This is a genomic window from Knoellia koreensis (assembly GCF_013041615.1).
In the GTDB taxonomy this organism is placed as follows: domain Bacteria; phylum Actinomycetota; class Actinomycetes; order Actinomycetales; family Dermatophilaceae; genus Pedococcus; species Pedococcus koreensis.
Genome location: NZ_JABEPQ010000001.1, coordinates 1,390,372 through 1,413,031, shown reverse-complemented (window position 1 = coordinate 1,413,031; position 22,660 = coordinate 1,390,372). Strand labels below are relative to the sequence as shown.

The following is a 22,660-nucleotide window of genomic DNA, read 5'->3' as shown; positions in this document are numbered from 1 at the left end:
CGTGCATCCCGCATCCGTAGTCGCCGCCGAGGGGTTCCCCTCGGGTTTCCCGCTGCTGCCGCAGCCGGCCGAGATGATCGTCGGGCTGATCGCCTTCGCCATCCTGTACTGGCTGGTGAAGAGCAAGGTCGTCCCCAACATGGAGAAGCTGTACGCCGAGCGCACGGCAGCCATCGAGGGCGGCATGCAGCAGGCGGAGGAGGCCCAGCAGCAGGCCCAGGCGGCGCTCGAGCAGTACAACGCCCAGCTCGCCGAGGCCCGGGCCGAGGCCGCGCGCATCCGTGAGGAGGCGCGCGAGCAGGGCGCGGCGATCATCGCCGAGCTCCGCGGGCAGGCCCAGACCGAGGCGAACCGCATCACCGAGGCGGCGCACAAGCAGATCGAGGCCGAGCGTCAGCAGGCCGTGGTCCAGCTGCGCTCCGAGGTGGGTCGCCTCTCGACCGACCTCGCCAGCCGCATCGTCGGTGAGTCGCTCGAGGACGAGACCCGTCAGCGCGGCATCGTCGACCGCTTCCTGGCCGACCTCGAGTCCGGCTCGATCAAGCCGGAGAAGGTCGGAGAGGGCGCCTGATGCGTGGGTCGTCGCGGGCCGCAGCCGTGGCCTCGGGCAAGGCGCTCGACGCCGCCCTCTCGGGCGATGCCGACCGGCGCGCGCTCGGGGACGAGCTGCTCGCCGTCGTCGGCGCGTTCGACGGCTCGGCCACCTTGCGCCGTGCGGTGGCCGACCCCTCGCGGGAACCGGCCGACCGCAAGGCGCTCGCCGAGCGGCTGCTCGGCGGCAAGGTGTCGGCACCGACCCTCGCGGTCGTGCAGGACGTCGTCGGGCAGCGGTGGGCCACCGAGCGCGACCTCACCGACACCCTCGAGGACCTCGGGGTCTCGGCCCTGCTGGCCGGCGCCGAGCAGGACGGCCAGATCGACCGGGTCGAGGACGAGCTCTTCCGGTTCGAGCGGACCGTCGCGGCCAGCCCCGAGCTGCGCGACGCCCTCACCAATCGGCAGGGCGACGCCCGGGCCAAGGGCCAGCTGGTCGACCGTCTCCTCGACGGCAAGGCCGCACCGGACACCCAGCGCCTGGTCCGCCAGGCGGTGCTGTCCGGTCGTGGCCGCAAGTTCGAGCGCACCATGGAGCACTACCTCGACCTGGCCGCGCAGCGTCGCGACCAGGTCACCGCCGTGGTGACGGTCGCGACCGACCTGACCGAGCAGCAGCGCGAGCGGCTCGCCAGCGCCCTGCAGGGCATCTACGGCAAGCCGGTCCTGCTCCAGCAGGTCCTCGACCCGCAGGTCGTCGGCGGCATCCGCGTCCAGGTCGGCGACGAGGTCGTCGACGGCACGGTCGTGCGGCGCCTCGATGAGGTCCGACGCCGGATCAGCGGCTGACAGCGTCCCCCTGACGCAACCACGCGGCATACCCACAACGCAGCGGCACTCACACACCAAGAGCCACACCAGACTTCGGCCCCACCCGGGGCCGGCAACCGAGGAGAAGAGATCAGATGACGGAGCTTTCGATCCGTCCGGAGGAGATCCGGGACGCTCTGGACAACTTCGTCCAGTCCTACGAGCCCGGCGCGGCGTCCCGCGAAGAGGTCGGCCGCGTCACCGACGCCGGTGACGGCATCGCCCACGTCGAGGGCCTGCCCTCGGCCATGACCAACGAGCTGCTCGAGTTCGAGGACGGCACCCTGGGCCTCGCGCTCAACCTCGACGTCCACGAGATCGGCGTCGTCATCCTCGGTGACTTCTCCAAGATCGAGGAGGGCCAGCAGGTCAAGCGCACCGGCGAGATCCTCTCGGTCCCCGTCGGTGACGCGTTCCTCGGCCGCGTGGTCAACCCGCTCGGCCAGCCGATCGACGGCCTCGGCGAGATCGAGTCGACCGAGAGCCGCGCGCTGGAGCTCCAGGCCCCCAACGTGGTCCAGCGCCAGTCGGTGCACCAGCCGCTGCAGACGGGCATCAAGGCCGTCGACGCCATGACCCCGATCGGTCGCGGCCAGCGCCAGCTCATCATCGGCGACCGCCAGACCGGCAAGACCACGGTCGCGATCGACACGATCCTCAACCAGAAGGCCAACTGGGAGAGCGGCGACCCGGAGAAGCAGGTCCGCTGCATCTACGTCGCCGTCGGCCAGAAGGGCTCGACCATCGCCTCGGTGCGCGGCACCCTGGAGGAGGCCGGCGCCCTCGAGTACACGACGATCGTCGCGGCCCCCGCCTCCGACGCCGCGGGCTTCAAGTACCTCGCGCCGTTCACCGGCTCGGCCATCGGCCAGCACTGGATGTACGACGCCAAGCACGTCCTCATCGTGTTCGACGACCTGTCGAAGCAGGCCGAGGCCTACCGCGCGATGTCGCTGCTGCTGCGTCGCCCGCCGGGCCGCGAGGCCTACCCCGGCGACGTGTTCTACCTGCACAGCCGGCTGCTCGAGCGCTGCGCCAAGCTCTCCGACGAGCTCGGTGCCGGATCGATGACGGGTCTGCCGATCATCGAGACCAAGGCCGGTGACGTCTCGGCGTACATCCCGACCAACGTCATCTCCATCACCGACGGCCAGATCTACCTGCAGGCCGACCTGTTCAACGCCAACGTCCGCCCGGCGATCGATGTGGGTGTCTCGGTCTCCCGCGTCGGTGGTGCCGCGCAGATCAAGGCCATGAAGGACGTGTCCGGCCGACTCAAGCTCGACCTGGCCCAGTTCCGTGCGCTCGAGGCGTTCGCCATGTTCGCCTCGGACCTCGACCCGGCCTCGCGTGCCCAGCTGGCCCGCGGTGGTCGCCTCGTCGAGGTGCTCAAGCAGCCGCAGTCCGACCCGTTCCCGGTCGAGGAGGAGGTCGTGTCCATCTGGGCCGGTACCTCCGGTGAGCTGGACTCGGTCGCCGTCGAGGACGTGCGCAAGTTCGAGGCCGAGTTCCTCGACTACCTGCGCCGCGAGAACAAGGGCCTGCTCGACGCGATCCGCGAGACCGGCAAGTTCGCCGACGAGACCCGCGCGGGCCTCGAGGAGGCGATCGGCAAGTTCAAGCAGCAGTTCCAGGGCTCGGGCACCGAGAACACCCCGGTCGGCCACGAGGCCGACCCGGAGGAGCTCGGGCACGACGTCGCCCAGGAGCAGATCGTCAAGCAGAAGCGCTGAGGTATGCCGGGTGCGCCCGCAAGGCGCACCCGGCACCTTGGCCGCCACGCGGCATACCGACGAAGCAGCAACACTCAAAACGTCAGTCACGCAAGAGATTTCAGGAGAGGCGGAAACGTATGGGAGCGCAGACGCGGGTCTACCGCCAGCGCATCCGCGCCGTCAATTCGACCAAGAAGATCACCCGCGCGATGGAGCTCATCGCCGCATCCCGGGTGGTCAAGGCGCAGCAGCGGGTGCGTGAGTCCTCGCCGTACGCCCGGGCGCTGACCCGCGCGGTGTCGGCGGTGGCGACGTTCTCCAACGTCGACCACCCCCTGACGACCGAGAAGGACGACGTCAAGCGCGCGGCCGTCCTGGTCATCTCCTCCGACCGTGGCCTCGCCGGTGCCTACAGCTCCAGCGTGATCCGCGAGAGCGAGAAGCTCATCGGGGAGCTGCGTGAGCAGGGCAAGGAGGTCGTGCCCTACCTCGTCGGTCGCAAGGCGGTGAGCTACTACAAGTTCCGCAAGCGCGAGTACGCGCAGGAGTGGACCGGCTTCACCGACCAGCCGACCTTCGAGATCGCCCGCGAGATCGGCGAGACGCTGGTGGCCCGGTTCGTCCAGCCCGAGGACGAGGGCGGCGTCGACGAGGTGCACGTGGTCTTCACGCGCTTCGTCAACATGGTGACCCAGGAGCCCGACGTCATCCGCATGCTGCCGCTGGAGGTCGTCGAGGGCGAGGAGGCCCCCGAGCCCGACGACGTGCTGCCGCTGTACGAGTTCGAGCCGAGCGCCGAGCAGGTCCTCGACGCGCTGCTGCCGAAGTACGTCAGCGCCCGCATCTTCAACTGCCTCCTGCAGGCCGCTGCCTCCGAGCTCGCCTCGCGCCAGCGCGCGATGAAGTCGGCGACGGACAACGCCGAGGAGCTCGTCAAGAAGTACACCCGGCTGGCCAACCAGGCCCGCCAGGCCGAGATCACCCAAGAGATCAGCGAGATCGTGGGCGGCGCCAGCGCCCTCGCCGACGCCAGCTAGTAGTAGAGAGAGACGGTAGGAAAAGACATGACTGCCACTGTCAGTGAGAACACGACCGAGACCACCCCGGGTGGCGTCGGCCGGATCTCCCGCGTCATCGGCCCCGTCGTCGACGTGGAGTTCCCCGTCGACGCGATGCCGGACCAGTACAACCTGCTGACCACCGAGGTCGAGCTGCCGGCGGGCGAGGGCGAGCCGGAGAAGCGCAACGTCAACCTCGAGGTCGCCCAGCACATCGGCGACAACATGGTCCGCGCGATCTCCCTGCAGCCGACCGACGGCCTCGTCCGCGGCACCCAGGTGCAGGACACCGGCGGCCCCATCACCGTCCCGGTCGGCGACGCCACCCTCGGTCACGTGTTCAACGCGACCGGCGCGTGCCTCGACCTCAAGCCGGGCGAGACCCTCGACGTCAAGGAGCGCTGGGGCATCCACCGTCCCGCGCCCGCGTTCGACCAGCTCGAGTCCAAGACCGAGATGTTCGAGACCGGCATCAAGGTCATCGACCTGCTCACCCCCTACGTGCAGGGTGGAAAGATCGGCCTGTTCGGTGGCGCCGGCGTCGGCAAGACGGTGCTCATCCAGGAGATGATCGCCCGTGTCGCCCGTGACCACGGTGGTGTGTCGGTGTTCGCCGGTGTCGGTGAGCGCACCCGTGAGGGCAACGACCTCATGGTCGAGATGGACGAGGCCGGCGTGCTCCCGCAGACCGCCCTCGTGTTCGGCCAGATGGACGAGCCGCCGGGCACGCGTCTGCGCGTGGCCCTGTCCGCCCTGACGATGGCGGAGTACTTCCGCGACGTGCAGAACCAGGACGTGCTGCTGTTCATCGACAACATCTTCCGGTTCACCCAGGCGGGTTCGGAGGTGTCGACCCTGCTCGGTCGTATGCCGTCCGCCGTGGGTTACCAGCCCACCCTCGCCGACGAGATGGGTGTGCTCCAGGAGCGCATCACCTCCACGCGTGGTCACTCGATCACCTCGATGCAGGCGATCTACGTGCCGGCTGACGACTACACCGACCCGGCGCCGGCGACGACGTTCGCCCACCTGGACGCGACCACCGAGCTCTCGCGTGAGATCGCCTCGCTCGGCATCTACCCGGCCGTGGACCCGCTGACCTCGACGTCGCGGATCCTCGACCCGCGGTACATCTCCCAGGAGCACTACGACGTCGCGGTGCGGGTCAAGCAGATCCTGCAGCGCAACAAGGAGCTCCAGGACATCATCGCGATCCTCGGCATCGACGAGCTCTCCGAAGAGGACAAGATCCTCGTCAACCGGGCCCGTCGCATCCAGCGCTTCCTGTCGCAGAACACCTACGTCGCCAAGCAGTTCACCGGCATCGAGGGTTCGACGGTTCCGCTGGCCGACACGATCGACGCGTTCAAGCGGATCGCCGACGGCGAGTACGACCACGTCGGTGAGCAGGCGTTCTTCATGTGCGGTGGCCTCGACGACGTCGAGCGCCAGTGGGCCGAGATCCAGAAGAACCTCTGACCTCGTCCCGAGCGAAGACCAAGCACCAACCGTGGGGCCGGCCGGTATCGGCTGGCCCCACGGCATACCGGCCGGGCGCAAGCACCACGCACGGCCCGATAGACTGAAATCTCAAGCACCACCCGGAGGACACCGTGAGCTCTCTGCAGGTTGAACTCGTCGCTGCCGACCGCAAGGTCTGGGAGGGCGAGGCCGACATGGTCCAGGCCCGCACCATCGAGGGCGAGCTGGGCATCCTGCCCGGCCACACGCCGCTGCTCGGCGTGCTGGTCGAGGGTGACGTGCGGATCAGCACCGGTGGCTCCACCAACGTCGCGACGATCGACAACGGCTTCCTGTCGGTCGACCGCGACAAGGTCATCATCGTCGCCGAGGCGGTCGACGCCTCCCAGATCGGCTAGCCAGGTCAGGAGGGCAGCGCGCCATGTCGATCGTCACGTCCGCGGAGATCGTCGCCGGCGTGCTCGTGCTGCTCCTGGTCCTGGCCCTGGTCTACATCTTCGTGCGGCGCCGGATCCTGTCCGCTGGCGCCCCACTCATGCTCTGCGCCCTGCAGCCCCGTGACCGGAACGTCTTCCGGCTGGGGCTGCTGCGTTTCTCAGGCAGCACGCTCGAGTGGTTCACCCTCGTCGGACCGTCACCACGCCCGGCACGCGTGTGGGAGCGGCCGCGACTCGAGCTCGGCCCGCCGACGCGTCCAGAGGTGGCCATCCCGGGTCTGCCCGACGCCGTGGCGGTGCAGTGCCAGCACGGCGACGACACCTTCGCCCTCGCCCTCGCGCCAGCGGCATACACCGCCATGCGCACCTGGCTGGAGAGCTCGCCCCCGGGCTTCAACGTCAACGTCGCCTGAGGGTTTCGCGCTGCGGGCTGCCAGAGGCGCAGTGTGCCGCGCCCTTGGCACCCCGCTGGCCGGTTCTGCTCAGTCGGTGGCCGGCTTCTGGCGGCGCTGCGGTGCCTCGGCGCGGCCGCCGCCGGGCTGCCACATCACGTCGCCGCCGATCGGCAGGTTCGCGACCCGGGCGAGGATGAACAGCAGGTCCGAGAGCCGGTTGAGGTACTTCGCGGTCAGCACGTTGACGCCGCCGACGCCCTTGGTGCCGTCGCCCGGCTGGTCGCCGCAGGCCTCGATCGCCGCCCAGGCCTGGCGCTCGGCGCGGCGCACGACCGTGGTCGCGACGTGCAGGTGGGCCGAGGTGAGGGTGCCGCCGGGGAGGATGAACGAGCGCAGCTTCTCGACCCGCTCGAGATAGGTGTCGCAGTCCGCCTCGAGCTCGTCGATCCACTCCTGCTGCACCCGCAGCGGCGGGAACTCGTAGGTCTGCTGTAGCGGCGTGCACAGGTCGGCGCCGACGTCGAACAGGTCGTTCTGCACCCGCGTCAAGGTGGTGCGGACGTCCTCGGGGAGGTCGCTGCTGGCGGCGAGCGCGACGCCGATCTGGGCGTTGGCCTCGTTGGTGTCGGCGTAGGCGAGCAGCCGCAGGTCGTTCTTGCTGGTGCGGCTCATGTCGCCGAGGTGGGTCTGCCCGTCGTCACCGGTGCGCGTGTAGATGCGGGTGAGGTTGACCATGACGCGACTCTATGCCGCGGCGAGGTGGCCTCGGGCGCCAGCCCCGCGGCATACCGGTCGGCGTTGGTATGCCGCGGGCTCACGTAGGGTGGGCCGGTGGCTGAGAGGTTTCGGGTCGTCGGTGGCAGTGCCCTGCGCGGCGAGGTGCAGGTCTGGGGTGCGAAGAACAGCGCGCTCAAGCTCATGGCGGCTGCCCTGCTGGCGGTCGGACGCACCCGGCTGACCAATGTCCCGGCCATTCTCGACGTGACGATCATGGCCGAGCTGCTGCGCCGGCTCGGTTGCACCGTCGACTACGACGCGGCCGCCGGTGTCGTCGAGATCGACGTCCCCGAGCAGATCGGCCACCGGGCCGACTACGACCTCGTGCGGGCGCTGCGCGCCTCGACCGCCGTGCTGGGGCCGCTCGTCGCGCGCACCGGCTCGGCCGACGTGGCGATCCCGGGCGGCGACGCCATCGGGTCGCGCGGCCTCGACCTGCACGCCGCCGGGCTGGAGGCGCTCGGCGCGCAGGTGCACGTCACCCACGGCTTCCTCGTGGCCGAGGCGCCGTCGGGGCTCGACGGGGCCGACATCCGCCTGGAGTTCCCCAGTGTCGGTGCCACCGAGAACGTCCTCACGGCGGCTGTCCTCGCGCGCGGCACCACCCGGCTGGAGAACGCCGCCCGCGAGCCCGAGATCGTCGACATCGCCGCGATGCTCTCCTCGATGGGCGCCAGGATCACCGGCGCGGGCACGTCGGTCATCGAGATCGAGGGTGTCGAGGCCCTCGCGCCCACGGAGCACGCCGTCGTGGCCGACCGCATCGCGGCCGGCACGTGGGCTTTCGCCGCCGTGGCTACCCGCGGCGACGTCGAGGTCGTCGGGGGAGTGCCCGAGCACCTCGCCGCGGCGCTCGAGCTCGTGCGGGCCAGCGGCGCCGAGGTCGTGACGACCGCTCGCGGTTTCCGCGTGGACAGCGGTGGCCGTCGCCCGCTCGCCTTCGACGTGGCAACGCTGCCGTACCCGGGCTTCCCGACCGACCTGCAGCCGTTCGCGCTCGCCGCCAACGCCGTGGCCGACGGCTCGGCGATGATCACCGAGAACCTCTTCGAGGCGCGCTTCCGCACGGTCCAGGAGCTCAACCGGCTCGGCGCCGAGACCCGCATCGACGGCCACCACGTCATGGTCCACGGCGTCGAGCGGCTCTCCGGCGCCCCCGTCGAGGCCAGCGACATCCGGGCCGGGGCGGCGCTGGTCATCGCGGGACTGGTGGCCGACGGGGTCACCACGGTGAGCGGGGCGCAGCACATCGACCGCGGGTATGCCGGGTTCGCCGAGGCCATGCAGGGGCTCGGCGCCGACGTCACGCGCGAGCCGGACGACGTCCCCTTCGTCTGAGCCGCCCCGGCGACCAGAGGCCGGTGCAGGCTCGGGTCCGCGACCTTTATCAGATCTTGACCTGATCGCCCACAACCGTAGACCCATTCTCGGCCGTCGGTATGAGTGAATGTCGGCACGCAAGGCGAGGGGGTTCGCAATGTCGGTCAGCACCGTCGGTGTCCTGCCGGTCGTGGTCCGCACCATGGGCACGGCGCAGGAAGTCGAGATCACCGGCCGGATCGACGTGCACACCGTGCCCGACGTGCGCCTGCTCCTGCACGAGATCATCGACACCGGCTGCGGTGACGTCCTCATGCGGCTGGCCGACGCCGAGATCGGCGACGCCACCGGGCTCGGCGTCCTCGTCGAGGCCTACAACCGGGCCCGCCGGGCGGGTCGTCGCCTCGCCGTCGTCGACATGTCGGACCGCACCGGACGCCTGTTGCGTGCGTCACGGCTGCACCGCTCGCTGGTGCTGCGCGAGGCCGTCGACGAGCCCACTGTGGTGGCTGTCACCGCCTGAGCACCTCCCTGCACGGCCCTACCCGCAGGTACCTTCGGCCCCATGGCCGAGCACACAGACGACGCGGCAGGCGACGCGGGCAGCGACGACGTGAGTGGCGCGCCCGCGCCGGCCCCGCGGCATACCGAGGGGTCTGCGACCGAGGCCGCGCAGCCGGCCCGACCCGAGCGCGACCGCCCCTGGGTGATGCGCACGTATGCCGGTCACTCCAGTGCCGCGGCGAGCAACGCCCTCTACCGGCGCAACCTCGCCAAGGGGCAGACCGGTCTGTCCGTCGCCTTCGACCTGCCCACGCAGACCGGTTACGACCCGGACCACCCGCTGGCCCGCGGTGAGGTCGGCAAGGTGGGCGTCCCGATCTCGCACATCGGCGACATGCGGGCGCTGTTCGACCAGATCCCGCTCGCGTCGATGAACACCTCGATGACCATCAACGCGACGGCGATGTGGCTGCTCGCGATGTACCAGGTCGCGGCGCAGGAGCAGGCCGAGGCCGCGGGCGAGGACCCGGCCGCCGCGGTGCGTGCCCTCGCGGGCACCACCCAGAACGACATCATCAAGGAGTACCTCTCGCGCGGGACCTACGTCTTCGCGCCCGAGCCGTCGCTGCGGCTGATCACCGACATGATCGCCTACACCGTGGCCGAGATCCCCAAGTGGAACCCGATCAACATCTGCAGCTACCACCTGCAAGAGGCCGGTGCGACGCCGGTGCAGGAGATCGCCTACTCGATGTCGACCGCGATCGCGGTGCTCGATGCGGTGCGCGACTCGGGGCAGGTGCCGCAGGAGCGCTTCGGCGAGGTGGTCGCGCGGATCTCGTTCTTCGTCAACGCCGGCGTGCGGTTCGTCGAGGAGATGTGCAAGATGCGCGCCTTCGTCCAGCTGTGGGACGAGGTGACGCGCGAGCGGTACGGCGTACAGGACGCCAAGCAGCGGCGGTTCCGGTACGGCGTGCAGGTCAACAGCCTCGGGCTCACCGAGGCACAGCCGGAGAACAACATCCAGCGCATCGTGCTCGAGATGCTCGCGGTGACGCTGTCGAAGGACGCCCGCGCCCGCGCGGTGCAGCTGCCGGCGTGGAACGAGGCGCTCGGGCTGCCGCGGCCGTGGGACCAGCAGTGGTCGCTGCGGATGCAGCAGGTGCTGGCGTTCGAGTCCGACCTGCTCGAGTACGACGACCTGTTCGCCGGCTCGACCGTCGTGGAGGCCAAGGTCGCCGAGCTCGTCGAGGGCGCGCGGGCCGAGATGGCGCGGGTGGCCGAGCTTGGTGGCGCGGTGCCGGCCGTCGAAAGCGGCTACATGAAGTCGGCCCTGGTTGCCTCGCACGCCCTGCGGCGGGCGCGCATCGAGGCCGGCGAGGACATCGTCGTGGGCGTCAACAGGTTCGAGACCACCGAGCCGAACCCGCTCACCGCTGACCTCGACACCGCGATCCAGACCGTCGACCACGACGTCGAGGTCAAGGCGGCCGAGGCGGTGCGGCGGTGGCGCGACGAGCGCGACGCCGATCCCGCCCGTCGCGACCGCGCGCAGGCCGCCATCGCGCGGCTGCAGGACGACGCCCGCTCGGGCACCAACCTCATGGCGGCCTCGATCGAGGCCGCCCGCGCCGAGGTGACCACCGGCGAGTGGGCGCAGGCGCTGCGTGACGTCTTCGGCGAGTTCCGGGCGCCCACCGGGGTCAGCGGCTCGGTGTCGGGTGGTGGACCGGGCAGCGCGGAGCTGCGCGAGGTGCGCGAGCAGGTCCGGCTCACCGGCGAGGAGCTGGGGGAGAAGCTGCGCGTGCTCGTGGCCAAGCCCGGTCTCGACGGCCACAGCAACGGCGCCGAGCAGGTGGCGGTGCGGGCGCGCGACGCCGGCTTCGAGGTCGTCTACCAGGGCATCCGCCTCACGCCCGAGCAGATCGTCGCGGCCGCCGTTGCCGAGGACGTGCACCTCGTCGGCATCTCGATCCTGTCGGGGTCGCACATGGCGCTCGTGCCGGAGATCCTCGAAGGGTTGCGGGCGGCTGGCGCGGGCGACGTGCCGGTCATCGTCGGCGGCATCATCCCCGACTCCGACGCCCGCGCCCTCAAGGCGCTCGGGGTCGCGGAAGTGTTCACCCCCAAGGACTTTGGCCTCACCGACATCATGGGGCGGTTCGTGCAGATCATCCGTGAGGCGCGAGACCTGCCGGTGGCGACACCCGCGCCCGTGTGAGACTGGCGCGCGTGAGCGCGCAACCGTGGCAGTGGCCTTCGTCGTCGTTGGGCGTCTCCAGCCTGGGTATGCCGCGTGCCTCGCTGGGTGAGTTCGTCGCCGTCGCGTCGGCTCACCGTTGCTCGGGGGTGGAGCTGCGCGTGGGGCCGGACGAGCCGGTGCGGCGCGACCTGTCGGCTGCGGATGCTGCTGCCGTCGGCGAGACGTTTCGCGCCGCCGGGCTGGAGGTGCTGGCGCTCGCGAGCTACGTGCAGGTGTGTGCTCCCGGCGAGGATGGGCCGGTGGTGGAGGCACTGCGTCGGCACCTCGAGCTGGCGCAGCAGGTCGGTGCCGGTGGCGTGCGGGTGTTTCCCGGTGGGGTCGGCGGCGAGCAGGTCGGCGACGACGACGCGCGGGCGGTGCGGCGCCTGGCCGCGGTGGCGGACGAGGCCGAGGCGCGGGGTGTCCGGCTGCTGCTGGAGACCCACGACAGCCATCCGCGGGGTGTCGACGTGGCGCGGGTCCTGGGCTCGTCCGAGCTGCACGGTGCGTCGGTCGGGGCCATCTGGGACGCCGCCCACCCGTGGACCGCGGGGGAGGAGCCGGTCCAGACGGTGGCAGCGCTCGAGCCCTGGCTGGCACACACCCAGGTCAAGGACGTGGTGGCGCGCCAACGAGGCGCCACACCCGCCCTGACCGGTCAGGGGGTGCTGCCGCTCGACGAGGTGCTGCAGGCCCTCGACGCACGCGGGATCCACGGACCGCTCATGCTCGAGTGGGAGAAGGCTTGGTTCGACGGCATACCCGACCTCGATGCCGCGCTCGCGGCCACTGCCACCTGGCTGGGGGAATGGCATGGCTGAGGGAAGCGCACGTCGGCCGCGAGTTGCCTTCGCGATGCGGGAAGGCTTGCGGGACACGGTGTTCAGCGCCACGGCGCTCGAACGGCTGGCTGCGGTGGCGGAGGTCGAGCCGGGCCCGGTGTTGACCGAGCTCGAGTCCGACGCAGCACGAAAGGTGTTGGCGCGCAGCGAGATCCTGCTGACGTCGTGGGGCGCGCCCCTGCTCGACGCCGGACAGCTGGAGCGGGCGCCACACTTGCGGGCGGTCGTCCATGCGGCCGGGTCGGTGAAGCACCACCTGACGCCCGACGTGTGGACGCGAGGGGTCGTGGTGACCTCGGCGGCCGACGTCAACGCGGTCCCGGTGGCCGAGTACACGTTGGCGACGATCCTGTTGGCGGGCAAGGGAATCCTCGCCGCCGCCGCGGCATACCGCGCGGATCCGGAAGGCATCCACGTCACCGACTGGCCGACCATCGGCAACTATGCCAAACGGGTCGGCGTCATCGGCGCATCTCGCATCGGCCGCCTGGTCTGTGACCTGTTGCGGCCGTTCGGCTTCGAGGTCGTGATCGCCGATCCCTACCTCGACGACGGCGGTGCGTGCGCACTGGGCGCCCGGCTGGTGACGCTCGAGGAGCTGTTCGCGACCAGTGACATCGTCACGCTGCACGCGCCCGACCTCCCCGAGACGCGGCACCTCGTGAATGCCGAACGGCTCGCGGCGATGAAGGACGGCGCGACGTTCATCAACACCGCGCGCGGCGCGCTGGTCGACCACGACGCGCTGACCCGCGAGCTGCGCAGCGGACGGGTCAATGCTGTCCTCGACGTGACCACGCCGGAGCCGCTGCCGGCCGACTCGGCGCTGCTGGCGCTGCCCAACGCGCTGGTCACTCCGCACGTCGCGGGATCGCTCGGCACGGAGCTGTTCCGTCTCGGCGACGCGGCGGTCGAGGAGGTCGAGCGGCTGGCGGCCGGTGCGCCGCCGCTACGCCCGGTCACCCTGGAGGACCTCGCCCGCCAGGCGTGAGGAAAACCGGTCAGGAACTGTCCGCAGGTGCTCCTACGGTGAGGGGTGGGCGATGAGTTCCGGTCCGCACACCGGTCAACCCTCACGACCGCACCACGCCGAAGGAGTTCGCGATGTCCATGGCACCGATGGAGGAGCCGAGCCAAGGGGCCAGTCCCGACGTCGAGCTGCCGCCCGGAGTGACGCACGAGGCGCACCTGCCCGACGGCGTGACGCAGGGACCACAGACCCTGCGTGCCTTCCGCAAGGTGCTGGCGAACACCCTCGTCGCCAACGTCACCAGCAGCTACCTGTGGTTCGCCCTGACCTTCTGGGCCTACCTCGAGACCAAGTCGGTGCTGGCGACGTCGATCATCGGCGGCTCGTTCATGCTGCTCATCGCCGTGTGCGGCACGCTGTTCGGCACGATCGTCGACCGGCACCGCAAGAAGCAGGTGATGGCCGCCTCGTCGACGGTCACCTTCGTCACATACCTGGTCGCGGGCGCGATGTTCCTCGCCTTCCCGGCCAGTACGCTGGTGGACTGGAACGGCCCGCTGTTCTGGGTGTTTGCGGGCGTGATCCTCATCGGCAGCGTCGTCGAGAGCATGCGCAACATCGCCCTGTCGACAACGGTCACACTGCTGGTGCCGGGTGACGAGCGGGCCAAGGCCAACGGCCTCGTCGGCACCGTGCAGGGCGTCGCCTTCATGGTCACCAGCGTCTTCAGCGGGCTGTCGGTCGGTTTGGTGGGCATGGGCTGGACCGTGGCGATCGCGATCGCCCTCACCGGGCTGGCGCTCGCGCACATCCTCACCATCGAGATCCCCGAGCGTGAGCCCGAGGTGGAGGAGGGCCCGCGCCGCGCGGTCGACTTCGCCAGCGCCTGGTCCGCCATCCGTGCGGTGCCGGGGCTGCTCGCGCTCATCATCTTCTCGACCTTCAACAACCTGGTCGGTGGCGTCTACATGGCGCTCATGGACCCCTACGGCCTCACCCTGTTCAGCGTCGAGGTGTGGGGCATCGTCCTCGGCGTCACGAGCGTGGGCTTCATCGTCGGTGGCGGTCTGGTGGCGAAGTTCGGCCTCGGCTCCTCGCCCCTGCGCACGCTCCTGCTCGTCAATGTCGGGGTCGCGATCCTCGGCATGACCTTCACGATCCGGGAGTGGTGGTGGCTGTACGCCGCGGGCATGCTCGTGTTCATGTCGCTGATCCCGATGGCGGAGGCGGCGGAGCAGACGATCTTCCAGCGGGTCGTGCCGTTCGCGAAGCAGGGGCGGGTCTTCGGCTTCGCGCAGAGCGTGGAGGTCGCGGCGAGCCCGATCTCGGCCTTCCTCATCGGGCCGATCGCGCAGTATGGCCTCATCCCGTACATGCGCAGCGAGGCCGGACAGGACCGGTTCGGCTGGCTGCTCGGCGCCGGTGAGGCGCGTGGCATCGCCCTCGTGTTCGTGATCGCAGGGCTCATCGCCCTCATCGCGGTGCTCATCGCTTTCGCCTCCCGGCCCTACCGCACGCTGTCCGCGGCGTACGCCCGGGAGCCGGCGTCAGGTGCCGTCGCCGGCGTCGCCTGACATCCGGAAGTCCAGCCGGTTGGGCACCGGCTCGTCGGGGCGCAGCCGTTCCCACACCTCGGCGAGCGCGCGGTCGCCCTCAGCGAGGTCGGGCACCTCGAGGTCGGCGAGGATCACGAGGGCCTCGTCGGCGCGGCCGAGGGCCGCCAGCGACTCGGCGAGCATCATGCGGGTACGGCCGTGCTCGCGGATCGCTCGGGGGAGCTCGGCCACCAGGTGGACGACGTCCTCATGGCGACCGGCCGCCTGCAGGTCGGCCAGGGCCTCCACCGCCAGCCGCCGGTCGTCGGGCGCGAGCTCGCGAGCCCGCGCATAGAGGTCGGCGCGCTGCGCCGCATCGTCGGTGAGGACGGCGAGCCCGCGCAGGGCGACCGCGCTCGGCTGCAGGTCGACACTGCGGGTGTATGCCGCGTGCGCGGCCGGGCGGTCGTCGCGGAGGTGGTGGTTGGTCGCCAGCGCGTACTCGACCCACCAGGCGCCGTCGCCGTTGGTGGTGGTGTCGGCCAGCCGGGCGAACCAGCGGTCGGAGACCACGGGCAGGACGGGGCGTTCGGGCGAGATCGCTTGCAGGCCAGTGGGATCCGTGGTCTCGGCGAGTGGCGCGAGGAGACGACTGTCGTCGTCCACCTCCGGGAAGACCAGGCCGTGGGGTGCGTCGATGCCGCGCAGGGCGAGCTCGACGCGGCCCCAGCCGGAGCCGGTGTGGGTTGGCGTGCCGGGGTCGGTGTGGGCGACCGAGGCGAGCCACCGGGCGTGCTGCTCCTCGAGCCAGTCAGGCGGCGTCGTCGCGTGGACGGCGTCGCGAGCGGCAGCCGACGCCGCGGCATACTCGTCCGTCACGACAGCCGGGTCGAGGTCGAGTGCGGCGAAAGCCTCTGTCCACGAACGGGTTTCGTGCCCCTTGATGACGTCGTGCTCGAGCTGGGTGGTGCAGACGCCGGCTTGGATCTCGAGGTAACGGGTGCCGGGAACGCCCAGCCAGTCCTGCCACCGCTGGCCGCCCGGGCCGTGGCCCCACAGGAAGAGCTTGCGTCCCCGCAGGGCGTCGGTCGAGGTCTGGGCAAAGCCGTGGCCGTCGGGCTCGACAGCGGTGACCACGCGCCCACGCTGGCCGCCGACCTCGAAGAAGTAGTCCGCGGCATACCGGCTCGCGCGAGGGATGCTCACGTCGACGTCACCGTCGGGGAAGGGGATGGCCACCCGCTCGAGCACGCCCTTGTAGTCCGTGCGCCACGCCGTGTCCGCCGGGACGAGGACCCGGGAGCCGGCGGTCTCGGGGACCGCGATGTTGGTCCAGTAGTAGAGCGGCTTGGGCTCCGGGTCGGGGTTGATGACCCGGGTGGAGGCCAGGAGGCGCGGGCCGCTCAGCCAGAGGTCGACCTGAAGGACGAGGTCACGGGTGCGCTCCCACTCCCAGAGCCGGACGACCGGCCCCAGCTCGGTGTCGAGGACGGCCGCGTGCATGGGCAGGTTCGAGGTGGTGGCGTGGCCGGTGGAGCCGAGGTTCCACTCGATGCCGCCGGCGAACCACGCATCGGTGAGCCCGAAGTTGGCCCAGCGCAGTCGCGGGTTGCGGTGGAGCAGCTCGCGACCGGTGGCCAGGTCGACCATCGACCAGACCCGGCCCCCGAGCGAGGGGAGGACCTGGACGCGCACGTGCCCGTTGTCGAGCTCGACCATGGGCAGCTCGAGCTCGTGATCCCCGCGGTCGTAGTCGCTCAACACGCCGTAGGGCAGTGGTGACGACAGGCGTCCGCGGGCTACGCGCTCTAGCATGTCCGGCGGCGCCCCGTCGCTCACCCGGGTGGTCCCGGCGGCACGCACCGGACGGAGCTGGGGCAGCGTGCTCGGGGTCCCGGGAGGGGACCCGATGACGGGGAGGGAGCCGAGACGGACCGACGTCGGGCGGGGTTCTCGCACGTCACGAACTGTGATCGATCGTGATTGCTTCGGTCAAGTTCCTTGACACAATCGATCACGCCGCAGCACGATGTGCTGATTGCGGCACCGTTTTGCGTGTCGTCCACGCACGGGCGGTAATGAGGCCGCCCGGGACCCGGGAAGAAGGACTTGATGGACCCTCGAGGCAAGCAGGTGGATCGGCGCACGATTCTGCAGCTGACGGTCGCGGGAGGTGTCGCCATCCCCGCTCTCTCGCTGGCCGGGTGCGCCACCGGTGGCGGCGGCTCGAGCTCGAGCTCGAGCAGCGCAGGCGGCACCAAGAGCGACAAGAACCCGTTCGGCATGGCCGACAAGAGCACGGCCGAGGCGGTCATCTTCAACGGCGGTTACGGCTACGACTACGTCACCTTCGCCGCGCAGCTCGTCGAGAAGAACCACGCCGGCAGCAAGGTCACGGTCAAGCCCTCGACCCAGATCGCCCAGGAGCTGCAGCCGCGGTTCGTCGGTGGCAACCCGCCGGACCTCATCGACAACTCCGGCGCCAACTCGATCGGCCTCAACACCATCGCCGACCAGCTGTCCGAGCTGACCGACGTCTTCGAGGCCAAGAACCTCGAGGGCACCACGATCAAGGACACCTTGTACCCCGGTGTCGAGGCGCCGGGCACGATCAACGGCAAGATGATCGCGATCAACTACGTCCAGACGATCTACGCGGTCTGGTACTCCGCGTCGCTGTTCGAGGCGAACGGCTGGACCCCGCCGAAGACGTGGGACGAGGCGATCGCCCTCGGCGCCGAGGCCAAGAAGAAGAACAAGTTCCTCTTCCTGTGGGGCAAGGAGGCGGCGACCTACTACCAGACGCTCGCCATCGGCTCGGCCATCAAGGAGGGCGGCGACGAGGTGCGCCTTGCGCTGGAGAACCTCAAGCCGGACTGCTGGTCGAACGCCTCGATCCAGGGCGTGTTCAAGGCGCTCGAGACGATCATCAAGAACGGCTACATGAAGCCCGGTGGTGGTGGCACCCAGTTCACCGCGGCGCAGGCCCAGTGGAGCAACGACCAGGCCGCACTGCTCTACCCCTCGGGTTCGTGGATCGAGAACGAGATGAAGAAGCAGACCAAGGCCGACTTCAAGATGACGGGCATCCCGGAGATGACCCTGACGTCCGGGTCGAAGATGCCGTACACGGCGCTGCACTCGGCTGCTGGTGAGCCGTTCATCGTGCCCGCCAAGGCCAAGAACGTGGCTGCGGGCAAGGAGATCCTGCGCACGATGCTCTCGAAGGAGGCGGCCACCAACTTCGCCAAGACGAAGCTGGCGCCGACCATCGTCAAGGACACCGTGCCCGAGGACGGCTTCGGCTCCACGGCGCTGCAGTCGCAGGGCAAGATGCTCAAGGACGCCGGCACCGACGTCTTCACCTGGAACTTCGTCGACAACTACGGCATGAACCAGGACATGCTCGTGCCGTGGAACGCGTTCCTGGCCGGGCAGATCGACGCCAAGGCGCTGACGACCCAGCTGCAGAAGATCACCGACAAGGTCGCCAACGACCCGTCGGTCAAGAAGGTCGAGGTCAAGTGACCCTCGTGCCCGGCCCGGCTCTCGCAGCCGGGCCGGGCACGTCCTTGTCCAACCCCCTGCGGAATCGGAGAATCCGTCCATGAGCGCTGTCGTTGCGACCGCCCCTCCCCAAGCCGCCGGCAAGGTGGCCCGTCGCAGGCGTCGTCGTATGCCGTGGAGTCGTCGGGTTTTCGTCCTCGTCACCCTCGGCCTGCCGTTCGCCTTCTACGCGGTGTTCGTGCTGTGGCCGTTCGTCCAGGCGTTCATCTACTCGCTCACCAACTGGAGCGGGTTCTCCGACACATTCGAGTTCGTCGGTCTGGCCAACTACAAGGCACTGCTCCAGGACGACATCTTCCTCAAGGCTGTCCGCAACAACCTGCTGCTCGCCCTGGTCGTCCCGTTCGTGACGATCGCGCTGTCGCTGGCCCTCGCCACGATGGTGACGGTTGGCGGCTCGAGCACCGGTGCCGTGCGCGGCCTTTCGAGGTCCTCGTTCTACCGGATCGTGTCCTTCTTTCCCTACACGATCCCCGCGATCGTGATCGGCCTCATCTGGTCGCAGATGTTCGACCCGTCCAGCGGCCTGGTCAACGCGCTGCTCACCGGGATCGGGCTCGACCAGTTCAAGTCCTTCGCCTGGCTGGGTGAGGTCACGACCGCCATGCCGGTGACGATGTTCGTCATCATCTGGGGCTTCGTCGGGTTCTACATGGTGCTGTTCATCGCGGCGATCAAGGGAATCCCCGCCGAGCTCTACGACGCCGCGCGCGTCGACGGCGCGGGCCGACTGCGGATGACGTTCATGGTCACGCTGCCGATGGTGCGCGAGACGATCCAGACCGCCTACGTCTACCTCGGCATCCTCGCCCTCGACGCGTTCGTCTACATGGCCGCCCTCAACGCCAGCGGCGGCCCGCAGAACTCCACCCTGACGATGACCCAGGACCTGTTCAACACAGCCTTCAAGAAGGGCCAGTTCGGCATGGCCAGCGCGATGGGCGTCTTCCTCGCCGTCGTGACGCTGCTCTTCGCTGCGGTCGTCTTCCTCGTCAACCGCCTCACCAAGGGGAAGGACCGCTGATGGCCGTCGCCAACCCGCCCCGCACCGCGGGCGACACCAAGGTCGTCGCGCCCAACGAGAGTCCCGCCTCCAAGGGGGACCGCACGGTCACGGTCGTGTCGCACATCGTGCTGACCCTCTGGTCGATCATCGTGATCCTGCCGCTTGTCTGGGTCTTCCTGTCCTCGTGGAAGACCACGGGCGAGATCTTCTCCTCGCCGCTGGCCCTGCCACAGCACTGGAGCTTCGACAACTACGTCAAGGCGTGGAACGACTCCAACATCGGCCGCTACCTGCTCAACTCGGTGATCGTCGTGACGTGCTCACTGGTCCTCGTGATGATCCTGGGCGCCGCGGCGGCATACTCCCTCGCGCGTTATCCCTTCCCGGGCAGCGGGATCGTCTACTACCTCATCCTCGCCGGCCTGACCTTCCCGATCTTCCTCGCGATCGTGCCGTTGTTCTTCGTCCTGAAGAACGCCGGCCTGCTCAACACACTGCCGGGCCTCATCGCGACCTACGTGGCGTTCGCGTTCCCGTTCACGGTGTTCTTCCTCTACCCGTTCTTCCGGGCGCTGCCGCAGGAGATCGCGGAGGCGGCCGAGCTCGACGGAGCGGGGGAGTGGCGGACGTTCGCGCAGGTCATGCTGCCGATGGCGCGGCCGGGCATCGTGGCGATCGCGATCTTCAACTTCCTGGGCCTGTGGAACCAGTTCCTCCTTCCCGTCGCCCTCAACACGAACGAGAGCAACTACGTTCTCTCCCAAGGGATGGCGCGCTTTGCCTCACAGGCCGGGTATGCCGTGGACTTCGGTCAGCTGTTCGCTGCGGTCGTCATCACAATCGTGCCGGTGCTCGTCGTCTACATCTTCTCCCAGCGCCAGCTCCAGGGTTCGCTCTCGCAGGGCACGCTCAAGTAGGTCTACTGCCGACTCGGCGTCACGTCAGAACGGCGGTGGCGGGTAGTCGTCTGGGCGGCGCTGGGCGCGCGTGCTGGTCCTGGTGTCGGGTGCGTGGCGCAGGGCGCCGTGCACTTGTGCCGTGAGCTGGATGCCGTTGGGGTGGAAGTCGCAGCGGTGTGCGCGTCGGGCGCGTGGGGTTGGCCCTTCGGCGAGGCGTTCGGCTGGGGTTCCGGTGTCGGCGTAGAACCGGTCGATCGTGTACTCGAGGGTTTCCTCGAGCAGTGAGGGCAGCTCGACCCGGCGGCTGGGTCCGTCGGAAGCGGTGCTGTCGGTGCTGTCGGTGCCGTCCGTGTGGTCGGTGGTGGCGTTGGTGTGGTTGAGGTGGGCGTCGGTGATGGGTCGGCCGGTGGGGTCGAGCCAGGGTTCGGGGTCGGGGTCCAGGTGGTTGACCGGGTGGGTGGTTCGGGTGCGGCCGGTGGGGTCGGTCCATTCGATGACGGCGCCGGGGAGCATGCGTACGGACCAGCGGCGGAGTTGTTTGGTGCGGTGGTGTCGTCGGCACAGGCAGATCAGGTTGCTCACCCGGGTCAGGGTGGCCCCTTCACGCCAGGGGCTGACGTGGTCGAGGTCGCAGAACGTGGCGGCGACGGTGCAGCCGGGGAACCGGCAGTGCCCGTCCCTGGCTTTGACGGTGCGGATCATGGCTTCAGTGGGTCGGTACCCGATCACGACCGGTTCCGGGACCGCGCACCGCCGCACGACCGCGTCGGCGAAGGCTGCCTCAATCGACGCCACGCCGGACGAGCCGGTCAGGCCCGCGTTTCCAGTCGAGCCCGAGTTGCCTCCCGAGCCATCACTTCCGCTCCGGCTGGTGGCTGCCATCGCGGTGACGTGGTCGCTGCCACGACCGGCCTGGTCCTGACGGGTGGGGGTGATGGTCCAGCTGCTGACCGGGGTGGAGGTGTAGGCGCCGGTCGAATCGTCGCAGGGCAGGATGTCGATGCGCACCCGCCGAGGAGCCAGCGCCGGCAAGGCCACCGGTCGACCATCTGCGGTCGCGGCGGCACGCAGCTTCTTCCTCTTGCGGCCCTTGCCCTTGCCTTCGCCGTCGACGCCCCAGTCCTCAGGGATGGTTCGGGTGGGGGGTCCTGTGAGTGCGGGTGGCCCGGTGGCGGTGCAATGTTTACCGATTCCGTTGTCGCGTAGCACTTGCCGCACCCACGCGTCGAGGTCGGCCGTCTCGACCAAGTCAGCAGCATTCTCGGCAGGGGCCGCCGCTGCCTCAACGAACCGTTCCGTGGCTGCACCTGTCATGCGGGCAGCGGTCGCGGGCTGGCCTGTGGCGTGCGGTGATGTTTGGGTTTCGGTGACGTTTGCCAGCGCACCATTGAGGCGGGACTCGGGCACGGCGACTTGGATGACGTACTCGGCGCGGGTGTTGCCGTCGATGAACGCCAGCATCGCGTCCGCCCGCGCCTGCTCAATGCACGTGTTGTGTCCGGCGCGCACGTATTCGCGGGCGAGGGTGTCGATCGCGGACCACGCCTTCTGCGACTGCTCCACCGGCAACGACGCGACCCAGGTGTCGACCCCGGGCCCGTCACCGGGCCAGCGCTGCAGCGACCGCTCCTTACGCGCTTGGGCGGCTTTCTGCCGCAGGAACTCGGCCGCGACCTGTCCCAGGACGCGGCGCACGCGTTGCCGCAACCGCCCACCGGTCTCCTTGCCGAGGTGGGGTTCGATCTTGGCCAGCACCGCCTCAACGGCGTCGTCGGGGGCATCGGCCAGTTCGTGTTCGATGATGCTGGCCCGGTACGGGTCGATCCGTCCCTGACCCATCGCTTCGAGCACGCACGGGTACCGCCCCGCCAGCTGGGCTGCGACCCCGACCCTGGTCTCCGCACCACGGGCGGTCACGCCCAGCTCGTCGCTGACGAGGGCGGCGGCGTCCATGCGGTGGTGGCCGTACCCGCGGAACTGCTCGACGACCTCACCGGTGCCCGGGTCGACGACGTCCTCGATCGCGGACACGTTCGCGATCGCCACCGTCTGCACGGCCTGCACCATGCTGACCAGGCGCTGGGTGTCACCGACGAGCTGGACGAAGTCGTCGATCGACTCACGTCGTGGGGCATCCGCCAGACGGGCAGCGTCAGCGCTCACCGTCCGCAACAGCCCCACGATATCGATCATGTGTTCGATTGTACTCGGATTCACCGACAGCGACAAGAACTTGTCCACACCGAATCCTGTGTGTTTCCAAGAGAATTCGTTCACAAGTGTCGATCTGACCCGAGACGGAACGGCCCAGCACAGGTGCTGCCCGTTCAGGGCGGCTGAGCCGAGTCAGGAGGCGACGGGTTCACGAGCGAGATGTCGATCAGTGCGACACCTGGTGAGGCAAGACGGACGCGCCCCCGGCACCCCCACCCGTCCAAAGCGGTTGTGCCCCAACCGTTCACAGGAGCGGGTCACCTCTCGCCCCAGCTGCGGTGGTGCCCTGCGAG

The 22,660-nt window shown here is 69.6% G+C and carries 19 protein-coding genes; 16 read left to right on the top strand and 3 right to left on the bottom strand.

All coding sequences use genetic code 11. The features are described 5' to 3' along the window. Position 1: 1 nt before the first annotated feature. From HJG52_RS06905 to HJG52_RS06875, 7 genes are all read left to right on the top strand, one after another. The gene (locus HJG52_RS06905; RefSeq protein WP_171242726.1) at positions 2–571 is read left to right on the top strand and encodes a F0F1 ATP synthase subunit B; all 570 of its coding nucleotides are present in this window, start codon (positions 2–4) and stop codon (positions 569–571) included. Beyond that, on the top strand, positions 571–1,383 hold the full coding sequence (locus tag HJG52_RS06900; protein ID WP_171242725.1) for a F0F1 ATP synthase subunit delta: 813 nt from the start codon (positions 571–573) through the stop codon (positions 1,381–1,383). The genes HJG52_RS06905 and HJG52_RS06900 overlap by 1 nt, the downstream gene beginning before the upstream one ends. A 116-nt stretch (positions 1,384–1,499) precedes the next feature. Next, entirely contained in the window at positions 1,500–3,137 is a 1,638-nt protein-coding gene (gene atpA, locus HJG52_RS06895) for a F0F1 ATP synthase subunit alpha (RefSeq protein WP_171242724.1), read from the top strand. Positions 3,138–3,256: 119 nt separating this feature from the next. Beyond that, entirely contained in the window at positions 3,257–4,156 is a 900-nt protein-coding gene (locus HJG52_RS06890) for a F0F1 ATP synthase subunit gamma (RefSeq protein WP_171242723.1), read from the top strand. Between the two features lie 27 nt (positions 4,157–4,183). After that, a complete protein-coding gene (atpD, locus tag HJG52_RS06885; RefSeq protein ID WP_171242722.1) occupies positions 4,184–5,656 on the top strand; it encodes a F0F1 ATP synthase subunit beta in 1,473 nt (490 codons plus the stop codon). Positions 5,657–5,790: 134 nt separating this feature from the next. Beyond that, positions 5,791–6,057: a F0F1 ATP synthase subunit epsilon gene (locus tag HJG52_RS06880; protein WP_171242721.1), complete on the top strand. Its 267-nt coding sequence runs from the start codon at positions 5,791–5,793 to the stop codon at positions 6,055–6,057. A 23-nt stretch (positions 6,058–6,080) separates the two neighbouring features. After that, a complete protein-coding gene (locus HJG52_RS06875) occupies positions 6,081–6,509 on the top strand; it encodes a DUF2550 family protein (RefSeq protein WP_171242720.1) in 429 nt (142 codons plus the stop codon). A gap of 69 nt (positions 6,510–6,578) precedes the next feature. On the opposite strand, the gene HJG52_RS06870 is transcribed toward HJG52_RS06875, so the two are convergent. After that, entirely contained in the window at positions 6,579–7,226 is a 648-nt protein-coding gene (locus HJG52_RS06870; protein WP_171242719.1) for a cob(I)yrinic acid a,c-diamide adenosyltransferase, read from the bottom strand. 96 nt (positions 7,227–7,322) lie between these two features. On the opposite strand from HJG52_RS06870, the gene murA reads away from it, so the two are divergent. The 6 genes from murA to HJG52_RS06840 all read left to right on the top strand — a co-directional run bounded on the left by murA (position 7,323) and on the right by HJG52_RS06840 (position 14,720). Beyond that, on the top strand, positions 7,323–8,606 hold the full coding sequence (murA, locus tag HJG52_RS06865; protein ID WP_171242718.1) for a UDP-N-acetylglucosamine 1-carboxyvinyltransferase: 1,284 nt from the start codon (positions 7,323–7,325) through the stop codon (positions 8,604–8,606). Positions 8,607–8,745: 139 nt separating this feature from the next. Next, positions 8,746–9,111 (top strand): anti-sigma factor antagonist, encoded by a 366-nt coding sequence (locus tag HJG52_RS06860; protein ID WP_240977185.1) that lies wholly within the window; start codon positions 8,746–8,748, stop codon positions 9,109–9,111. Positions 9,112–9,297: 186 nt separating this feature from the next. Beyond that, complete coding sequence (locus HJG52_RS06855; RefSeq protein ID WP_240977693.1) at positions 9,298–11,313, top strand: protein meaA; 2,016 nt, start codon at positions 9,298–9,300, stop codon at positions 11,311–11,313. An 11-nt stretch (positions 11,314–11,324) separates the two neighbouring features. Further along, a complete protein-coding gene (locus HJG52_RS06850) occupies positions 11,325–12,155 on the top strand; it encodes a TIM barrel protein (RefSeq protein WP_171242716.1) in 831 nt (276 codons plus the stop codon). After that, positions 12,148–13,167, top strand: a complete 1,020-nt coding sequence (locus tag HJG52_RS06845) for a hydroxyacid dehydrogenase (protein ID WP_171242715.1) — start codon at positions 12,148–12,150, stop codon at positions 13,165–13,167. The genes HJG52_RS06850 and HJG52_RS06845 overlap by 8 nt, the downstream gene beginning before the upstream one ends. Positions 13,168–13,280: 113 nt before the next feature. Beyond that, positions 13,281–14,720, top strand: a complete 1,440-nt coding sequence (locus HJG52_RS06840) for an MFS transporter (protein WP_277352076.1) — start codon at positions 13,281–13,283, stop codon at positions 14,718–14,720. Here the strand turns inward: HJG52_RS06840 and HJG52_RS06835 are convergent. Further along, positions 14,694–16,640: a DUF5107 domain-containing protein gene (locus tag HJG52_RS06835; protein ID WP_171242714.1), complete on the bottom strand. Its 1,947-nt coding sequence runs from the start codon at positions 16,638–16,640 to the stop codon at positions 14,694–14,696. The genes HJG52_RS06840 and HJG52_RS06835 overlap by 27 nt on opposite strands. Before the next feature lie 153 nt (positions 16,641–16,793). Here HJG52_RS06835 and ngcE point away from each other — a divergent pair, with 153 nt between their 5' ends. The 3 genes from ngcE (at position 16,794) to HJG52_RS06820 (ending at position 20,171) form a co-directional block, all read left to right on the top strand. Then, positions 16,794–18,209 (top strand): N-acetylglucosamine/diacetylchitobiose ABC transporter substrate-binding protein, encoded by a 1,416-nt coding sequence (gene ngcE / locus HJG52_RS06830; protein ID WP_171242713.1) that lies wholly within the window; start codon positions 16,794–16,796, stop codon positions 18,207–18,209. A 79-nt stretch (positions 18,210–18,288) separates the two neighbouring features. Then, positions 18,289–19,272, top strand: coding sequence for a carbohydrate ABC transporter permease (locus HJG52_RS06825; protein ID WP_171242712.1), 984 nt, complete (start codon positions 18,289–18,291; stop codon positions 19,270–19,272). Beyond that, positions 19,272–20,171, top strand: a complete 900-nt coding sequence (locus HJG52_RS06820; protein WP_171242711.1) for a carbohydrate ABC transporter permease — start codon at positions 19,272–19,274, stop codon at positions 20,169–20,171. The genes HJG52_RS06825 and HJG52_RS06820 overlap by 1 nt, the downstream gene beginning before the upstream one ends. 24 nt (positions 20,172–20,195) lie before the next feature. Here the strand turns inward: HJG52_RS06820 and HJG52_RS06815 are convergent, their stop codons facing one another. After that, complete coding sequence (locus HJG52_RS06815; RefSeq protein WP_171242710.1) at positions 20,196–22,346, bottom strand: HNH endonuclease signature motif containing protein; 2,151 nt, start codon at positions 22,344–22,346, stop codon at positions 20,196–20,198. Between the last annotated feature and the right edge of the window lie 314 nt (positions 22,347–22,660).